At 33.9% G+C, this 17,021-nt stretch carries 16 protein-coding genes; 4 read left to right on the plus strand and 12 right to left on the minus strand.

The window, feature by feature from the left end; translation table 11 throughout:
- Window positions 1-31: 31 nt before the first annotated feature.
- The 4 genes from L3049_RS18550 to L3049_RS18565 form a co-directional block, all read right to left on the minus strand.
- Window positions 32-544: an RDD family protein gene (locus L3049_RS18550; protein WP_275111322.1), complete on the minus strand. Its 513-nt coding sequence runs from the start codon at window positions 542-544 to the stop codon at window positions 32-34.
- Window positions 545-864: 320 nt separating this feature from the next.
- Window positions 865-2,004, minus strand: coding sequence for a bile acid:sodium symporter family protein (locus L3049_RS18555; RefSeq protein ID WP_275111323.1), 1,140 nt, complete (start codon window positions 2,002-2,004; stop codon window positions 865-867).
- Between the two features lie 467 nt (window positions 2,005-2,471).
- A complete protein-coding gene (locus L3049_RS18560; RefSeq protein ID WP_275111324.1) occupies window positions 2,472-3,152 on the minus strand; it encodes a CPBP family intramembrane glutamic endopeptidase in 681 nt (226 codons plus the stop codon).
- A 47-nt stretch (window positions 3,153-3,199) separates the two neighbouring features.
- On the minus strand, window positions 3,200-4,372 hold the full coding sequence (locus L3049_RS18565) for a metallophosphoesterase (protein ID WP_275111325.1): 1,173 nt from the start codon (window positions 4,370-4,372) through the stop codon (window positions 3,200-3,202).
- Window positions 4,373-4,583: 211 nt separating this feature from the next.
- Between L3049_RS18565 and L3049_RS18570 the strand changes: the two genes are divergently transcribed.
- Together L3049_RS18570 and L3049_RS18575 are read left to right on the plus strand one after the other, a co-directional pair.
- Window positions 4,584-5,399 carry a sensor histidine kinase gene (locus L3049_RS18570; RefSeq protein ID WP_275111326.1) on the plus strand — a complete coding sequence of 272 codons (816 nt, stop codon included), beginning with the start codon at window positions 4,584-4,586 and terminating at the stop codon, window positions 5,397-5,399.
- A complete protein-coding gene (locus L3049_RS18575) occupies window positions 5,396-6,094 on the plus strand; it encodes a LytR/AlgR family response regulator transcription factor (RefSeq protein ID WP_275111327.1) in 699 nt (232 codons plus the stop codon). The genes L3049_RS18570 and L3049_RS18575 overlap by 4 nt, the downstream gene beginning before the upstream one ends.
- A 277-nt stretch (window positions 6,095-6,371) precedes the next feature.
- Here the strand turns inward: L3049_RS18575 and L3049_RS18580 are convergent, their stop codons facing one another.
- From L3049_RS18580 to trhO, 5 genes are all read right to left on the minus strand, one after another.
- Window positions 6,372-7,595, minus strand: a complete 1,224-nt coding sequence (locus L3049_RS18580; protein ID WP_275111328.1) for an acyltransferase family protein — start codon at window positions 7,593-7,595, stop codon at window positions 6,372-6,374.
- Between the two features lie 140 nt (window positions 7,596-7,735).
- A complete protein-coding gene (locus L3049_RS18585) occupies window positions 7,736-8,947 on the minus strand; it encodes a helix-turn-helix domain-containing protein (RefSeq protein ID WP_275111329.1) in 1,212 nt (403 codons plus the stop codon).
- Window positions 8,948-9,192: 245 nt separating this feature from the next.
- A complete protein-coding gene (locus tag L3049_RS18590; protein ID WP_275111330.1) occupies window positions 9,193-10,110 on the minus strand; it encodes a hypothetical protein in 918 nt (305 codons plus the stop codon).
- Between the two features lie 434 nt (window positions 10,111-10,544).
- The gene (locus tag L3049_RS18595) at window positions 10,545-11,540 is read right to left on the minus strand and encodes a tRNA dihydrouridine synthase (RefSeq protein WP_275111331.1); all 996 of its coding nucleotides are present in this window, start codon (window positions 11,538-11,540) and stop codon (window positions 10,545-10,547) included.
- Window positions 11,541-11,794: 254 nt separating this feature from the next.
- The gene (gene trhO, locus L3049_RS18600; protein ID WP_275111332.1) at window positions 11,795-12,829 is read right to left on the minus strand and encodes an oxygen-dependent tRNA uridine(34) hydroxylase TrhO; all 1,035 of its coding nucleotides are present in this window, start codon (window positions 12,827-12,829) and stop codon (window positions 11,795-11,797) included.
- A gap of 144 nt (window positions 12,830-12,973) precedes the next feature.
- Here trhO and L3049_RS18605 point away from each other — a divergent pair, with 144 nt between their 5' ends.
- Window positions 12,974-14,017, plus strand: a complete 1,044-nt coding sequence (locus L3049_RS18605; protein WP_275111333.1) for an NAD(P)/FAD-dependent oxidoreductase — start codon at window positions 12,974-12,976, stop codon at window positions 14,015-14,017.
- A gap of 69 nt (window positions 14,018-14,086) precedes the next feature.
- Here L3049_RS18605 and L3049_RS18610 read toward each other — a convergent pair whose 3' ends face one another.
- Window positions 14,087-14,725 carry a hypothetical protein gene (locus L3049_RS18610; RefSeq protein ID WP_275111334.1) on the minus strand — a complete coding sequence of 213 codons (639 nt, stop codon included), beginning with the start codon at window positions 14,723-14,725 and terminating at the stop codon, window positions 14,087-14,089.
- Window positions 14,726-14,740: 15 nt separating this feature from the next.
- Window positions 14,741-14,959, minus strand: a complete 219-nt coding sequence (locus L3049_RS18615) for a hypothetical protein (protein WP_275111335.1) — start codon at window positions 14,957-14,959, stop codon at window positions 14,741-14,743.
- A gap of 401 nt (window positions 14,960-15,360) precedes the next feature.
- Between L3049_RS18615 and L3049_RS18620 the strand changes: the two genes are divergently transcribed.
- Entirely contained in the window at window positions 15,361-16,101 is a 741-nt protein-coding gene (locus L3049_RS18620; RefSeq protein WP_275111336.1) for a slipin family protein, read from the plus strand.
- Between the two features lie 73 nt (window positions 16,102-16,174).
- Here the strand turns inward: L3049_RS18620 and L3049_RS18625 are convergent, their stop codons facing one another.
- Window positions 16,175-17,017: a DUF4249 domain-containing protein gene (locus L3049_RS18625; protein ID WP_275111337.1), complete on the minus strand. Its 843-nt coding sequence runs from the start codon at window positions 17,015-17,017 to the stop codon at window positions 16,175-16,177.
- Between the last annotated feature and the right edge of the window lie 4 nt (window positions 17,018-17,021).

Raw genomic sequence — 17,021 nt, forward strand, 5'->3', positions numbered from 1 at the left:
CCATTAAAATTTGGGTGTTGTTAGCGTGTTTTTATAAAAAAAACAGGTTAAGACTATAAAAATAAACTATTGCGATAAGTATAATTCCAATAAAATTCAGCTTCAACCTTGTAGATTTTATATCTTTAATAATTAATTTAAATTTTTGTTTTTCAGTCTGAATAACCATGGTATTTGCAAAGAAATCTCCTATTCTTCTTTGTGGGCTAAATAAACTAATTATTACTTCTAAAGGCCAAGCGATACAAATAGTCAGGTTCCGAACAAAGCATTGAAACTCATTTGCGGAAACACATCTTTTTCGGTCAACTATTTGATATCCTAGTATTCTTTTTGCTATGCTCTTTCCTTGGAAAAAATCCTTATTTAGATAAATAAAGATGAATGAAAAGAATATATACTCCCCATATGGACTTACTAAACTTTCTGTCTTGCCTTCTCCAATTATTGCAATTGTTATCAATGGAGGTACAATTATCATGCACATTATAAAATGATCTAATAGCATACTAATAATTCTACGGATTCTTAAATTTTCAATCACTTGTCTTGATATTTAGTATTTATCAATTTGATATGTTTGCTAACTTATAAATACAATGGCGTTTATAATTAATAATAAAGAGTATTTATCACCCCATACCGGGCAGTAATCAACACCTATTATATTTCGTTCCTGAATCTACGAAACAATAATTTATTAACAAAAGATTAAATACTGAAAGCAATTGCTAAAACGCTTACAGGTCTTCGACTCTGTCAGGATTTAGTAGAAAAAAGCCCAAGTTGGAGGCTTGGGCTGTTGGGTTTTAAAGAGTTTATATGTGTCAAGTTGCGCAATGGAAACCGCAACTTAGTTGTTTTTTAATTCTCTTTGTTGGTAATCAATAATTCTGAAGGCTTGCTCTTTTTGGTTTGAATGCTTTCTTCAGGTGTTTTTTTATGCCAATAAGAGGCTAAAATAGAACCGGTAATGTTCATAAGTGGCCCAAATACAGCAGGAGCTAAACCCATGGTGGCAATTTTACCAAGAGAATTGGCAATGCCAGAAGCTAAGCCGCCATTTTGCATGCCTACTTCAATCGCTATGGTACGAGCATCTCTTTCACTTAATTTTAACAAGCGAGCATACCAGTAACCAAGCGTATAACCTGATAGATTATGAATAAAAACAAGCAGTAATAAAAAACCGCCAATATCTAAAAGGTTATCTCTACCTTTCGAAACGATAATGGCTATTATTACCCCTATACCTACCATAGAAACAACAGGCATTACTTTATTTAATAATTTCGTTTTACTGCCAAGTAACTGGTTGAAAAGTAAGCCAGCACCAATTGGTAAAATAATCATTTTAACAATGGTCCACATCATGCTTAATACATCAATCTCAATAAATTCTCCGGCCAATAAATCCATTAGCAATGGTGTTACAAAAGGAGAAATTAAGGTTGCTATGGAGGTAATCGTTATGGATAAAGCTACGTTAGCTCTTGCTAAATAGGCTATTACATTTGAGGCAACTCCACTTGGCGAAGCACCTATTAATACGATTCCAGCAGCAATTTCTGGGGTAAAACCACTCGTTTTGGCCAGTAAAAAACCGATAATCGGCATAACGCCTAATTGGGCAGATACACCTACGAATACAGCTTTTGGAGATTTAATAACAGTGGCAAAATCTTTTACACTCATAGATATTCCCATTCCAAACATGATTATTTGAATGAGTGGTACAATAAGGTTTGTTAATTTATATCCCTTCACTTCTATAAAGTATTGTGGGTAATAAAAAGCCAATACAATACCTGCAAACAGCAAAGCAGTAAATACATAACCATTTAAGCTTTCGTAACCTTTACAGCCTACAGCAAGAAAACAAAATAAGGCCAACATGGGCATTCCTGCATGTTCTATGTTTCCGATACTAATTAAAACGATGCTGATAATAAATAATAGCAATGCTATACTTAGAGATATGGAGTGAATATTAAATTTTTTCATGACGAACGATCTATTAATTGAAATGGGAAAATGTCAGGTTGTATTACTGCCTGTTTTTTTCATTTATCACCAAATATAATAATTTTTCACCATCATAATATGTTAAGATGTTTGGTTTAAAAACAACCAATTTTCTATGTAAAATACTGACTTGGTTTTTTTTATTTAAAAAGGGAGTTGCCGCTCTATGTATCGCTGTAATAGGTGTTTATTGTAAATCAAGATTTGTAATAAGCTATGCGCAAATTAATCAACAAAGAAGCAAATCAGCAATAAAAAAAGATGTTGTTAGCTGATGTAATACTTGCGTAGCGAATCAACTTGAAAATATCAATGGAAGAAGTCTGCTAGTGTAAGCAAAGTCGGATTTCGGTATTTAATGAGTATGATGAAAATAGGCCAAGCGAGGAGCTTGGCCTGTGGGTTTTTAAATGAGCCAACATCTTTTTATAGAAATCAAGATCTAATTAAAACAATTGCTGTACCCATTCAGAAATTCCAAAATCGGTGTCTAAAAATATCAGCGTTATTCCTATTGAATCATACAACCCATGAATCAAAACTAATAGCAGTAAATTATTTCTGTTTTTATTAAAGAGTAAGGAAATAGTGAAAGACCATAAAAACACTGACACTACTCCTGAAAGTCCCTGATAGATGTGAGATATCCCAAAGTAGAGTGACGTAATAATTGCAGAGAGCAACCAAGCCTTATTGTTATTTCCTAATAACTCCGCTAATGCTTTCATATAATAGCCACGAAATAAGAATTCTTCTCCAAATGCTGCAAATACCCACATAATGACCATTAAAATAATATATCCCACTAAATTCCCTTTGATATCTTCCACAGATGATAAATCATAGTCACCGAGCCAGTTTTGAAGAAAAGGATCTATAAGAGTCATAAATACAAGAAAAAGGGGCAGTGTTATTAGTAAACTCTTTAATACAGTTTTCCCAGTAAGTTTTTGCCCTATTCCGAACCTTGCCCAATCAAATTTGCTTTCTTTTAAAATTAGGAAGGTAACTCCAAGACCAAAGAAAAAGACAAAGTTTCGATCAATAAACCCAAATATTGGAGCAATGAGCATTACTAAAACCACTGCATAGGGTTTGTTTAAATAATTGTATAATTTAGTTTTCATTTCTGTTGATTTTATTAATGATTTAAGAAATAGTACCGAACTCATTTTTAGATTTCTTGTTTATCTCCATCTGCAAACACACGATAATATTTATCGTTTTTAATGAGTAAACCTTCAGATTTTCCTTTTGGCCAATATTTTTGGTAGTCTTTTGGGTGCTTAACATCTATACCAATTACTTTTCCATTGTATTGTCTGTTCACTTTTGATTGTAAGGTATGTCCTACTACAATTGACTTTGCATTAAATTTATTAAGTCCAGCATCTACTTGTTTTTGTGTTAAATCATCTTTAAAATAACCACGATACCAACAAATTCCTTTTTTATTTGAAATCAATAATTCTGCCATCGTTTTTTTCACTTTTGGATAATACGCTCTATAATAATTACTTCTTACCAATTGATTTATTTCATCTAAACTAACATTGGAATTAGCTACATCTGGATGGATCCCTCCATGTGCAAAAAGGTTCCCGTTTATCTTTTCTATTGAGTTTTTACTTGATAACCATTTTCCGATAAATGACTTTTTATCATACAATTCAGATTGGGTTTTCTCTAAAATTCTTGATACAGCTAAGTATTTATCAGCAGCTGAATCAAAATTCCCTTGCATGTTTTTCAATTCGTGATTTCCTATAATAAAATGGACAATGCCGCCATGTTTTTCTGCATCTTGTTCCAGTTTATAAATAAACCAAAGTACTTGTGTTACAGACCAACCACGATCTACAAAGTCGCCAACCAATACCAAATGTCCTTTTTCAAAGATCCAATTGAGCTTGTTATCAATGACTTGATTTTGAATTAGAAAATCTCTAAAAGTTTTATAGCCACCTTCAATATCTGAAATTGCAAGTATGGGATTTCCGTCATTATAGCTTGCTTTTGGAACCTTGATATCTGAGTTAATTTTGAAATTGAAACTTGAAGAATCAATTTGGAAATAACTAGTGCTTGTAATATTAGATGCAATAGAATACTCTTTTGAATTCACATAAAAACCTTCCGTTTTAGTTCCTTTTATATAATTAACATTGATAACGCTGTCATTTTTATAGAAAACGTAAGGGCCATCATTATCGATGTTATATAGTAAAGGATGATCTGAATAATGTAAACTTGCTCCGTGATATAATCCAAAAGGAACAAGTACTGCTCCTAAGACGAATAGGCTTACAAACTGATGTTTTAGATATCTAAATATTCTTTTCTTCATTTTAATTTGAGTTTAAAATTTGTTTTGAGTAAATCTAATTTCAAACTTTTGGCAATTAAAATAATTGGGATAAACAGATACAGACGTGGGACACAAAAAATGTTTCTGTGTTTAAAGTGATTTTGTTCCACTTTTAACTAATTTGAACACTCTTAGTCGGTTGTTTGTCAACTTTTTTTGATGTGAAGTTTTATCAACTTATTTTCACTAAATGATATACAATTTAAATAGAAAAAAATGGATTCCGATTGTTGCAATTGCTATTGTAACGGCACTCATTCCAATACTAATAACTGCTTTTGAATTAATCACCACAGAAAAAGAATCAGTTGTATTTTTAGAAGGGTTTCCAACTTCAATTGTTGTACTTGTTCTATTGTACTATTTATTTTTAATGATCCTCGGAGCTTCTTGGTTTACAAAACAAATCATTTCATTAGTGAGAGTTAAAAATGAAAGGACAAAATCAGAATTGCTGCATTTAAAAAGTCAAGTGAACCCACATTTCTTTTTTAATACCTTAAACAACTTATATGGTTTGGTTGGAACTGATCCCCAAAAAGCACAAAAACTGATATTAAAGCTCTCAGACATGATGCGTTACAGTATTTACGAAGGAGAACGAGATTTAGTAAGCCTAAATGAAGAGGTTGATTATATAAAGAATTATATTGAACTACATAAAATGCGTTATCACAAAGAAATTGATGTGCAGTTGGAGGTTCAAATGGAAGGAGAATACAAAGTAATGCCATTGCTTTTTATTATTCTTTTAGAAAATGCATTTAAACACGGAATAGAGAATTTACATGAAGGTGCTTATGTTCATCTTAGCATGAAGGCAAATAACAATGAGGTGGTTTTTGAAATAGAAAATAATTTCGATGTTTTACAAACAAAAGGAGAACATGGAATTGGCTTGGAAAATTTAAAAAGGAGATTGGAATTGGTGTATCCTAAAAAACATATCTTAAGTCTTACAAAAAGAGGAAACGTATACAAAGCACAACTAATATTGCAGTTATGATTAAATATTTGATTATTGATGACGAATATATAGCCCATGAGATTGTAAAAGGCTATTGTGATTTATTGCCAAATATGCAGTTAATGAAGAATTGCTATAATGCCTTAGAAGCTATCGAATATTTGAATGAAAATACCGTTGATTTAATTTTTTTGGATTTAAATATGCCCAAACTAAAAGGCTTTGAATTTTTAAAAACATTAGCTTTAACTCCAAAAGTAATCGTAACAACTGCGTATAAAGAATATGCGGTTGAAGGTTATGAGCTTAATATTTCTGATTATTTATTAAAACCATTTTCTTTTGAACGTTTTTTAAAAGCGATTAATAAAACCGTGAGTTCTACTAGTAACTCAACACATACCACTTTAGAAAAAAAAGAGTCAGTTTCTGATAGTATTTTTCTTAGAAGTAGTAAAAAGTATGTTCAAGTAACTATTGACAATATTCAATATATTGAAGCTGCAGGAAATTACACAAAAGTGACTACCATTGATGAAGTGATCACTATTAGAGAAAAATTTTCAGATGCATTTGAATTATTTAACGATTTAGATTTTTTTCAAGTCCACAAATCGTTTGCAGTTTCAAAAAAACACATCAATAGTATTGAAGGGAATCAAATTTTTATTTCTGAACATATTATACCTATTGGGAAAACTTACAAAGCAAATATTATTCAATTATTGAGATAGTTTGTTTAACTCTAATAGTTGCTAACTTATAAATAAACGATCTGATGTTTATTTCGTTTATCATTATTAAAAAGTATATTTTTCGCCCAATAAAGGGCAGTCAGAAATTGCTTGCAAAATCGTTTTATGGTGTGTAATAGAGAAGATGAAAATAGACCAAGCAGAGAGCTTGGCCTATGGGTTTTAATAGTGAGTATTTGAATCCTATTGATTTTTGAAAGCCTTACAGATCATTTGTTATTCCTGAATTTTATGAAGCAGTATTGCAGGATGTATGCTATTTAGTCTGTTTTATTTGATTTTGTACAATAGCTGGTACTAGTTTTTCACTGGCTCTTTGCTTTTTTACTTTGGCTTTTGGTTTTAGTCCAAACAGAAATCGAGTAAAGTTATTTGTCTTTATTAGTTGATACAAAATTACCGAAGCAGGAATGGCAGTCAAAGCGATCATTAAAAACTTAGTGTACGGACTTATTTCCAATCCTACGATGTAATATCCAAATACGATAATTAGTGTTTGGTGAAGAACATAGATAGGCAGAATGCTAATGTTAGCAGGAATTAGTACCGAGTGATTGAAATTCATTTTTCTTGCAAACAGAGCTAGGAAAAACATTATCCAACTGATCGCAATGATCATCGCATTTATGCTAGTTGTAACATGAAGCCATGAATAGCTAGGGTTTAAGTAGGCCTGAACAAATTGTTCGCCAGTTGAACCAAGATAAATAAACAGAGCCGAGCTAAGAATACCAACATTAAGGAAGAGTACCATTTTGCTTTTAATGATATCAAGAAATTCTTTGTCTGCCATAAAAATGAATCCATAAATAAATGGCCATATGTAGACAAAAAAGTCTGCCCAGTCGGTATATTCTTGAAATACTGGTTTTAGAATAAGTCTGCAAACAATCATGGGAAGCACAAGTATAAATACACCAAAATTGTTCGACATGATTTTCTTGAGACCTGTAAAGTTAATCTGTCCTTTTTGAATCTTCTTGAAAATGGGAAGCGAGATTAGTGTCATTACAAACAGAAAAGGTAAATACCACAAGTGTGTGCCTAAATGCCCGAACCAAAGAAGTACACTTGCACCCATATTACTACCAAGCTGTTGGGCAGGGTAGAGCAATAAGAAATCGAAATAGGCTCCTTGAAAATCTCGAAACATGATCCATTCGTAGAATCGTTGAGGGGGAATAATAAGTAAGATTCCAAAAAGAAAAGGTACGATCAATCGCTTAATTCGATCAATAACAAATTTTCCTTTACGAGATCTCATTGCAAGCCATGTGCCAGCTCCCGAAACAAGGAATATTAGAAACATTCGCCATCCGTGGGTAAACATGGTGAGCATATCAAAGAAGGCAATTTGTTCTTCGTTTTTAATGTGCCAAGGGAAATGATCAAAGGGTCTCCAAGAGTGAAATAGAAATAACAATCCGAATGCAAATACTCTTAGCCAGTCTAAATAATATAGTCGTTTGTTGCTGTGCATAACTGCCAATTTTTAGTTTGTAATAATTTATAGTACAAACCTATCGGATAATTATTTCTTACGCGACCTTCCCTATAAATGTGAACTCATCCGTAGGATATTGGACCTGTCCCTATGAATCTGCACTTCGGTGTTTTAAGCTAGGAGGATTGATTTTTAAGGTATTGTGATGGGGTAAGCCCAGTTGCTTTTTTAAAGCTACTGTTGAAGCTACTTTTTGAATTAAAACCGCTATCATAAGCGATACCCAACAAAGTCATGTTCTTATTGGAAGCATCCAGCATTTTTTCTTTGACCAATTCGATACGATAAGCATTTACAAAATCGAAGAAGTTTTTGTTGAGGTTTTCATTGATCACCTGAGACAAGTGATTGGGAGAAATATCCAGGTAATCGGCGACCTCTTTTAGCGATAACTTTCCATTGGAATAAGGTTGTTCTGTCTTCATGTAATTCTGTAATCGATGCAAGTGACTTAGCGAATCTTCTTTCGATAAGCCTGATTTTAGGTATTGTTTTTTTTCCTCCTTCGACTCTGTGCTGTTTTTGAATTGGTCTGGGGCTTGCCTACTTACAGTAGCTGGCGAAAAAATAATTTGTTGTTTGATGCCATAATAGCCATGCAGAAAAACAGTAATTGTAACTACAAGATGAATAATGTTGTCGCCTAAGCGGAAGTCAATAAACTGATTAAAATTTGACAGGATATTAATGATAATAACTGTGCTCCAAATCACAGTCATCATTATCACAATATATTTCAACCATTTTAGGTCAATGTTTTCAGTATACGAGAAATACTTGCCGATTTGTAAGGAATGTTTTTTCAGAACAAAAAGGCCTGCAATCATATAAATCATTCCCCAAAAAACTCTAAACAAACCCATGATAAAGAATATTGGCTTTTGAGAATCTTCAATGATATTCTTGTCTTCAATAATGGAACCTTCGCTGTTTACAGTAAATTGCAGAAAAACTGCAGCCGTAAAAAAGAGATAGGGAAGGGCATGAAGAAGATGAAGTGGATTAAATTTTTGTGAGCTATTGGTGTAGCTCAGTATGTATAAATAAACCAGAGGGCCGATGAGTATGCCAATGGCAGTGTATAAGCCAAGGAAAAAAGGATAATCAGTATCGATGCCCATAACCTCTAGGGAGTATCCAAGAAGAATAAACCCCATCAAGATCATCAACATCATTAGGACATAATCACCCCTTGATTTATTCTTTTTGTTGATGACCAAAAATGTTAAAAAGAAGGCTTGTACAGCTCCTACAATAAATACGAATTCCATAAAAAATGTTTTAGCAGTAAAGGCATCCCAAACAAATGCTCCTCTAATGGTTGGCATATGAAAGTAGCAAATTTATGTCTGATTTTTCAAGTTAAAACAAAAATAGCAGAAAAGAACACGGCTTGCTTATCTTCCCACTCATTAAAGAGGAGGGGTGGAGTGAGATGTTAATCTAGATCAAATGTACTTCTATTGATATTTAAACAAAACACTCAAACCTTCGATTATGATGCTGATAAAAAGGGCAGTACTTAATTTAAGTACTGCCCTTTTTGTGATTATTTTACTAGTATATCCAGTGATTATTGTAAGGTGAAATCTCCTGAAGCGATTTCTACTTTGTAAGTTCGTTCGCCTTTAACTCCATCTTTTTTAGTATAATTTATTTTGCAATTTATATATCCATCTTCTGTCTGATTAAATTTTGCGTCGTCTATTCTGGTATCTTCTGGTAAGTCAGCAAGTGGATTTTCACTTTCCCAAATTATTTCATCATTTTTAAGATTTCTACGGATGAATTTATTTTCAAATCGAATACTTTCCTGAATATTAATGGAAGTATAATAACCACTGTCAGCAAATTTATTTACTTCAAATTGCTCAAGTCCATCCATCGTATAACAATTCCATTTATGCTGATGGTTAAAATCGGAATTGGATAAAACTAAAAAGCTATTCTCAAACCAAGGAATGATTTTACTAAAGAAATAATCTGTTTTTGGCTGAGTAAAACTCTTTATTCTTTTGTTGGCTTGATCCGAAATAAAATATAAATCACACGATATACCTAGTTTCTCCCCTGGTGCAGTGTATCCCCATCCCCAAAGGAGAAATGCATAATCATTCTCAAATTCATGAATTTTTCGGATAGAAAAATCGGTGATATTATAGATTGAGCTTTCACCATAGCCTTCATTTATATTTACAATTGTGTCTAATGTAAATTCGTCGTTTGAAAAAATACTTGTCTTATTTGTTCTACTAAATCCCTTAATGATAAGCTTGTCTTTTATGCGCCCATTAAAATAAATTGTATTGGTATCACTTCCTATTTGAACCGATTCGTATTTTACATTTGTGTTAAATAAATTGTATTTCGCCAATATTTCTTCAAATTCATTACTAGGTTGTACATTTTCTTCAATCTCAGAGTCACCATCTGAACAAGAAATCATGGCAATAATAATTGCTAATCCTAAAAAGAGTTTGTTAATTTTCATGCTTTAGTATGTTTGTTTACAGTTTGATTATAATTTCGAAAAAATAATCAATAAGGAATATTTATTATGATTTCAAATTTATTTTTTTCGGAATGCTAAATGTACCAAAACAATAATTCATAATCTATATTAAATAGTAATTAAAAATCATTCTTTATTTTTTAATTAAAGCTTGATGATATGGCATATGATGATGTTACATAAAAACCTATTACTAATCGTTTCCTGATTTTGTAATTGTTTACTGGCTACTGTTTTATTTAACCACAAAGGACACAAAGTTTTTCGCAAAGTAGCGCGAAGGAAAAAGGATCTCTGTGTAACTCGGTGTACTCGGCGGTAGAATGTTATTGATTTTTCAATACACCCCTCTATCTGTCGATATCTCCCCTGAGCAGGGGAGAACATTTTTAATAGACAGATTTTGTAATTGTTTACTGTTCACTGTTCACTGAAAATTGTTCAAGCGCCTGATATACTTCTTCTGCATTACTCGTACTCATTAATTCATTTCGAAGTGCCGATGCACCTTTAAATTCGTTCGTGTAGATTTTGAAAAACCTTCGCAGAATCGCAAAATTCTTATCTCTTCCCCAAGTGGCCTCAAATACGCGAGTGTGCTCCTTTAAAAGAGCTAGCTTTTCTTCTGTGCTAATAGTTTCCTTATCGGGATTGAAAAACCAAGGGTTCTTGAAAATGCCTCGTCCGATCATTACGCCATCCAAACCATGTTGCGCAATTTTTTGCAATCCATCGGCATAGCTTTCTACATCGCCGTTGCCAATAATTTTGATTTGAGGTGCTAATTCGTTTCTTAGTTGTGCTCCTTTGGCAATCTCATTCCAATCAGCCAATCCATCAGACATTTGCTTTTGTATGCGACCGTGAATGGTTAAAGCATCAATGGGCATTCCCAACAGGTGTGAAATCCACGATTCGGTAACCACCTCTTTAAAACCAATGCGGGTTTTTACGCTTAGTGGTAAATTGGTCGCTTCTTTGGTTGCCAGTATAATTTCTTTGGCCAATTCGGGCTGTGCGATTAGGGCAGAGCAGCAACCGTTCTTTACCACATTTTTCACCGGGCATCCCATGTTGATATCGATACCATCAAAATCGGTTTCCTGGGCAATGTATTGGGCAGTTTTGTAATATTTCTCCGGATCTTTACCCCATATCTGGGCAATCAGCTTCACATTTTTTTGTTTCAGCAGTTCTTTTTCGGAATCATTTATTCTCAAGCGGTGCTTCACCTTTTCGTGACCAACTGGGTGCGTCATTCCTTCAACCGAAGTAAATTCGGAAAACAGGAGGTTCAGCTTGCCATCTTGCATTGTTTTCAATACGATTTCTCGGAAAGAGGTATCGGTTACATCTTCCATTGGAGCCAGCGAAAAGTTCGGGCCTTTTATGTTGTGCCAAAAATTCATTCTTTATCAGTTATCAGTTATCAGTTATCAGTATTCAGAGAACAGTGTTCGGAGCTGTCAGTGATTTTGTATTAACACCACTTTGTACTTACACTCCCGAAAGCTTTCGCAGATCTCTTCGAAAAGGAAAAATGTATTCTCAATTTAATCTTCTCTTTTTTAGGGAAAGGGGTGCTCTTTTTTTCAGTTGTTATTAATGATCTATTAGTATCTTTTAAGATAGGGGTGATTTATAATTCATCATTAATAATTATTCATTTTTTTAAAAGCTTTGGCCTAATTCTTTGTCGGTAAATCTGGCTTTTGCTGTATTTGTCGTGAAATTTCGATCGCAAAAGTACTCTTTCTTCCATTGGTAATTGAATAATATCGGTGCATTCATCGGTGCAACAGCCTTGGTAATGTTCTTTGCACTCATCGCACTGAATAAATAGCAAGTGGCAATCATCGTTAGCGCAATTGGTATGCGTATCGCAAGCTTTACCACATTGGTGACATTTGGAAATGATTTCGTTGTTGATGCTTTCGCCAAGGCGTTCGTCGAAAACGAAGTTTTTACCACGAAATTTAGATTCGATACCCAATTGTTTTATTTCCTGAGCATAAGCAATAATGCCACCATGCAATTGGTTCACATCTTCGAAACCATGATGCTTTAAATAGGCACTGGCTTTTTCACAACGAATACCACCAGTACAATACAATAGGAATTTTTTGTCTTTGTCTTCACCAAAATCATTCACTACCATTTCAATTTCTTCACGAAAAGTATCTACATCTGGGCAAATGGCATTTTCGAAATGGCCAACTTCACTTTCGTAATGATTGCGCATATCAATAACAATGGTATCTTCTTTACCAATTTCATTGTGAAACTCAATAGGAGAAAGGTGATTACCTACCTTGGTGGTATCAAAGGTATTGTCGTCTAAGCCATCTGCAACAATCTTTGGTCTTACCTTAATGATCAGTTTGAAAAAGGATTTTCCATCATCTTCTATGGCCCATTTTATTGGCATGTTGGCCAGTTCTTTGCGATTGTTTAAGTCGGTAAAAAAGGCATCTGTATTGTGTTCTGGAATGCTCATTTGTGCATTAATTCCTTCTTTGGCAATGTATATTCGACCTTTGCAATTCAACTGAAACCACTTCTCGAACAATTCGTCGCGATAGGTGTTTGGCTCGTCGAAATTCACATATCTGTAGAAAGAAAAAGTTTTTCTTTGAAAATCTTCACTTTCTAACTGTTTTATTAGCTCTTCCTTGCTATATTTATTACGAAGTTGCATTTTTGCTATTCTAATTTAGAATTAATAAACATTGCAAAAGTAATGGTTTTTTACGTTCAAACAAGTAACCACAAGTTACTTGTGGCGTAATTAAGACTAATTCATCTTTAATAGGTGAATTTGCACAATTTATAATCACACTTTATGGAAAAACAATTTCTGATTGTTGGACAAGGAATAGCGGGTTCTTTGCTTGCGTACGAGATGTACAAGGCTGGAATGAATTTCACGATAATCTCAAATCCTGAGATCAAAAAAGCTTCTGATGTAGCTGCAGGAATGTACAATCCTATGGTATTTAAGCGACTTACCAAGAGTTGGATGGTTGATCAGATTTTGCCGGTAATGACAAACTCGTACCAAAAGCTGGAAGAGGAATTAGGGGAGCAGTTTCTTTTCCCAATGGATATTATTAAGCCGCTTGTCGAAGATGAAGGTAAGATGTGGGAGAAACGTATTTTCGATGGTGATTTTTCGGAGTATATGGAAGAAAAGAATGAGAGAGGCTTATTTAGTGGTCTGAAAAATTTCAGCGTATTTGGTAAGGTGACCAAGTCGGGACACGTTAATTTGGCAAGACTACTGAGCAAATTAAGAGATTTTTTTAAGGATAAAGGCTTGTTGATTGAATCAAATTTTGAATACAAAGATTTGGGTTTTATCAATGGAAATATAACCTGGCAAGGAATTACAGCCCGAACGATTGTTTTTTGTGAAGGATATCATGCAGCTAAAAACCCATACTTTAAGAACATTGCTTTTAAGCCAACAAAAGGCGAGTTGTTAGAGATTGAATGTGAGGGCTTACCCGAAAATAACATCATCAATAAAAATTTATTTGTGTTGCCAGTTGGGAACCATCGCTTTAAAGTTGGTGCTACTTACGATTGGAAAGATCAAAACGAAGAGGTGACTGCAGAGGCTAAAACCGATTTGTTATCTCGTTTGGATAAAATAATTGACATTCCTTATACAGTTCATAATCATTGGGCAGGTGTTCGACCAACGATTAGTGATCGTCGTCCTGTGTTGGGTGTACATCCACAACATAGTGGTATTGCTATATTTAATGGATTGGGCACTAAAGGAGTGATGTTGGCACCTTATTTTGCAAGGGAAATGGTTCAGTTCTTATTGTTTAAGAGCTATCCATTAGACAAGGAGGTTGATATACGCAGATTTTATTAGAAAGAAAAAACCTCTATTAAGATGTAATAACACTTTAATAGAGGTTTTATTAGTATCAATTCTTTTTTATTATTCTACATCTTCTTCTTTTAATATGGCTTTTTCTACTTTTTCTTCGAAAGCTTTTACGCCTTTTTCTGCTTTTTTAATTCTTTCTAATTTTTCTTGATAAAGCGCATCAGTTGTTTTGCCTTCTTTCTTTTCTTTTTCTAATCTTTCCCTTGCGTTCTTTATTTTTTCTTTTGCCGCTTTTATTTTATCATCCGACCTGCTAACCGTTTCGTCTAATTCTTTACGGCGCTTTTCGCGGTACATTTTTGCTTGTTCGGCTCTTTTTTGCCCAAATTCTTTGCCTTTTAGCTCTTTGTCTTTTCCATAAGCATGCCCTTTTGCTTTCATGTCAGATTTCATGGAATCTCTTTTCTCCATCATTTCTGCTTTTTTGGATTCCATTGAATCCTTGGCATCTTTGTATTTTTCCTCATGTCTTTTTTTGTGGGCTTTCATGCTGTCTTGGTGCATTTTACCTCTTTCTTTTAGCTTATCCTTTTTGCCTTTTAGTTGCTTTTGGATCGAATCCTTTTGAGCTTTTTGCGCATTTTCAATTTTTTGTTTTCCCTTTTTATCCAGGCCTTTCTGGGCTAATAGGGTTTGTGTAGTGCAGAGCATGATGCACAGGGATAACAAACTTATCATTATTTTTTTCATAGCTGTTTTTTTTGATTATAATTCCTCTAACAATTGATCAACCTCTTTGCTTGCTTTTTCAAGTTCTTCTTTGGTTTTTTCCAATTCGGTTGCAAGTGAATCAACAACGTTTGTCTCAACTTCTTGAGCTTCCATTTCTGTCTTTACTTCTACTTTATCGGCTTTAGGCTTTTTATCGGCACATGCCACAAATAAGAAAGAGAAGAGTACGACAACTAAACTTAATTTTTTCATAATGTATAAGGAGTTAGTTACATAAAAAAAAATGTGTGCATAGAAGGGATAGAGCAAAAATAAAATGGTAAAATCCCTTTTGTTCATCAATGAGCACTATTTTTTAAATCATACTTAATTTAAGAATATTATTTGTGACGAGCACTATAAATTATGCTTGGGAGAAAATGGTGGTGTTTTGGTGCTTATTGTTTAGTGGAATCTTGTAAAATTGATATTTCAGGTATTTTTCAACTTTGCTTATGATGTCATTTTAAGTGCATCGATATTATTGATTGGAATTCATACTTTTCGTAAATTGAACTAAGCCTCTTATTCATAGAATACAATTGCATTCTTATTCGTCAAAATCTCAATGCTGAGCTTTTGAAAGATGATTTCACTTCTAAAAAATGCATACCATGAATTTCCTTTTAATTTTTAGTTTAGCTTTTTTGATGTTCCTTCTTAGCGGAATACGAATTATTTTTGAATACAAACGTGCACTAAAATTCCGATTTGGAAAATATATTTCAACACTTAAACCTGGATTTAGATGGGTTATTCCTTTGGTAGAGACTATTCAGATTGTTGATATTCGTGTGATTACTATTAATATCGATTCTCAGGAAGTGATGACAGAAGATAATGTTCCTTGTAGCATAGACGGCGTTGTCTTTTTTAAGATTGAAGATCCTGAAAAAGCCGTACTGGAAGTTGAAGAATACAAGTTTGCGATTATGCAACTGGCTCAGGCTGCCTTGAGAGATGTTTGTGGTAAGGTGGAGTTGGACACCATATTATCGAAGCGCGAAGAGATGGGTAAAAACATCAAACATATTGTTGAAAAAGAAACTCAGGAATGGGGTATCGTTATTATCGATGTGAAGATTAAGGACATTCAACTACCTGAGAACATGAGACGCATGATGGCCAATCAAGCTGAAGCCGAACGTTCTAGAAGAGCCCGAGTTATTCTCGCTCTTGCTGAGCAGGAAGCTGCAGAGAATCTTTTGAAAGCTGGTAAACTGATTGATGAATCTCCATCGGCCATTAAGTTGAGACTTTATCAAACATTAGCCAATATAGCGGCAGAAAAGAACTCTACTATTCTTTTCCCATTCCCCGAAGAAGTTTTGCCTAGACCAGAAAAGAAAGAGTAGGGAAAGATCTATAAACAAAAAAGGAAAACTCATACAAGAGCTTTCCTTTTTGTTTACTGTTCTGCTGAGTTATTTACTCTACGGTATAAGTCACTTTATCAACTTGAGTTAATCTAAAATATCCGAAGGCGTAATTGTCGGGATTAGCTTCGTTAATGCAATTCCCTTTTATTGCTACGGGAATAGTGCTGAATATATCTCCAGCTTGGGTTTGTTCAATCAAAATGCGAATGTAATTGTAGTAGGCTTCTGAAATTCCATAAAGATTAATATGGACCACATCTCCTGTTTCGAATTCTTCTTCGCCAGTGTCCTCATCATCTAATTTTTCGATGAAGAACTTCATTTCGTTACCATCCACAAACTCATCATCAACATCAAAAAGTTCGGGCAATAAATCGCCTTCTTCCTGAAATTTAATTAGGTAATAGTTTTCCTCATCGGCTGGATCTGGAACGTACATGTTTAGTTCAATTACCTCATCGTCAAAGCCATCTTCAGTTGACTGTTCAATGCGATCTATTTCGGTCACAGACATGAGGGTTTCAACTGCTGTATAGTTTTCTCCATTGTGTTCAATATTTAGCGTATAGCTGTGATTTAGTAAAGGAATAAAATCTGTACAAAGGTATTCTCCGTTTTGCTGATCCACGAAAGTGAATTCCTGATTGCTGTTATTGTCGGTAACACTTACGCTTGCATTGCTAACACCATTGCTTTTGTTTTCGGCGAAATAAGGTGTAGAAGAACTTAGTTTAATAATTTGTGTATTGCCATTGGTTCCTTTTTCCCAATCGATAGATGCCTCAACAACTAATCTTGCTTCGGCAACGGGCACGTCGACGTCGATTACTTCGGTGCAAGCAGCGAATAGTAATGCGATTCCGATAAATATATAGATAGAATATTTGTGCATGATC

This window comes from Labilibaculum sp. DW002, from assembly GCF_029029525.1.
Lineage (GTDB): Bacteria > Bacteroidota > Bacteroidia > Bacteroidales > Marinifilaceae > Paralabilibaculum > Paralabilibaculum antarcticum.

Bases quoted from the DNA above. Each gene is read 5' to 3' on its own strand.
- L3049_RS18620 (WP_275111336.1), top strand. From the start codon at position 15,361: ATGAATTTCCTTTTAATTTTTAGTTTAGCTTTTTTGATGTTCCTTCTT.
- L3049_RS18605 (WP_275111333.1), top strand. From the start codon at position 12,974: ATGGAAAAACAATTTCTGATTGTTGGACAAGGAATAGCGGGTTCTTTG.
- L3049_RS18570 (WP_275111326.1), top strand. From the start codon at position 4,584: ATGATATACAATTTAAATAGAAAAAAATGGATTCCGATTGTTGCAATT.
- L3049_RS18580 (WP_275111328.1), bottom strand. From the start codon at position 7,595: ATGCACAGCAACAAACGACTATATTATTTAGACTGGCTAAGAGTATTT.
- L3049_RS18575 (WP_275111327.1), top strand. From the start codon at position 5,396: ATGATTAAATATTTGATTATTGATGACGAATATATAGCCCATGAGATT.
- L3049_RS18560 (WP_275111324.1), bottom strand. From the start codon at position 3,152: ATGAAAACTAAATTATACAATTATTTAAACAAACCCTATGCAGTGGTT.
- L3049_RS18610 (WP_275111334.1), bottom strand. From the start codon at position 14,725: ATGAAAAAAATAATGATAAGTTTGTTATCCCTGTGCATCATGCTCTGC.
- L3049_RS18615 (WP_275111335.1), bottom strand. From the start codon at position 14,959: ATGAAAAAATTAAGTTTAGTTGTCGTACTCTTCTCTTTCTTATTTGTG.
- L3049_RS18565 (WP_275111325.1), bottom strand. From the start codon at position 4,372: ATGAAGAAAAGAATATTTAGATATCTAAAACATCAGTTTGTAAGCCTA.
- L3049_RS18595 (WP_275111331.1), bottom strand. From the start codon at position 11,540: ATGAATTTTTGGCACAACATAAAAGGCCCGAACTTTTCGCTGGCTCCA.
- L3049_RS18590 (WP_275111330.1), bottom strand. From the start codon at position 10,110: ATGAAAATTAACAAACTCTTTTTAGGATTAGCAATTATTATTGCCATG.
- L3049_RS18585 (WP_275111329.1), bottom strand. From the start codon at position 8,947: ATGCCAACCATTAGAGGAGCATTTGTTTGGGATGCCTTTACTGCTAAA.
- trhO (WP_275111332.1), bottom strand. From the start codon at position 12,829: ATGCAACTTCGTAATAAATATAGCAAGGAAGAGCTAATAAAACAGTTA.
- L3049_RS18625 (WP_275111337.1), bottom strand. From the start codon at position 17,017: ATGCACAAATATTCTATCTATATATTTATCGGAATCGCATTACTATTC.
- L3049_RS18555 (WP_275111323.1), bottom strand. From the start codon at position 2,004: ATGAAAAAATTTAATATTCACTCCATATCTCTAAGTATAGCATTGCTA.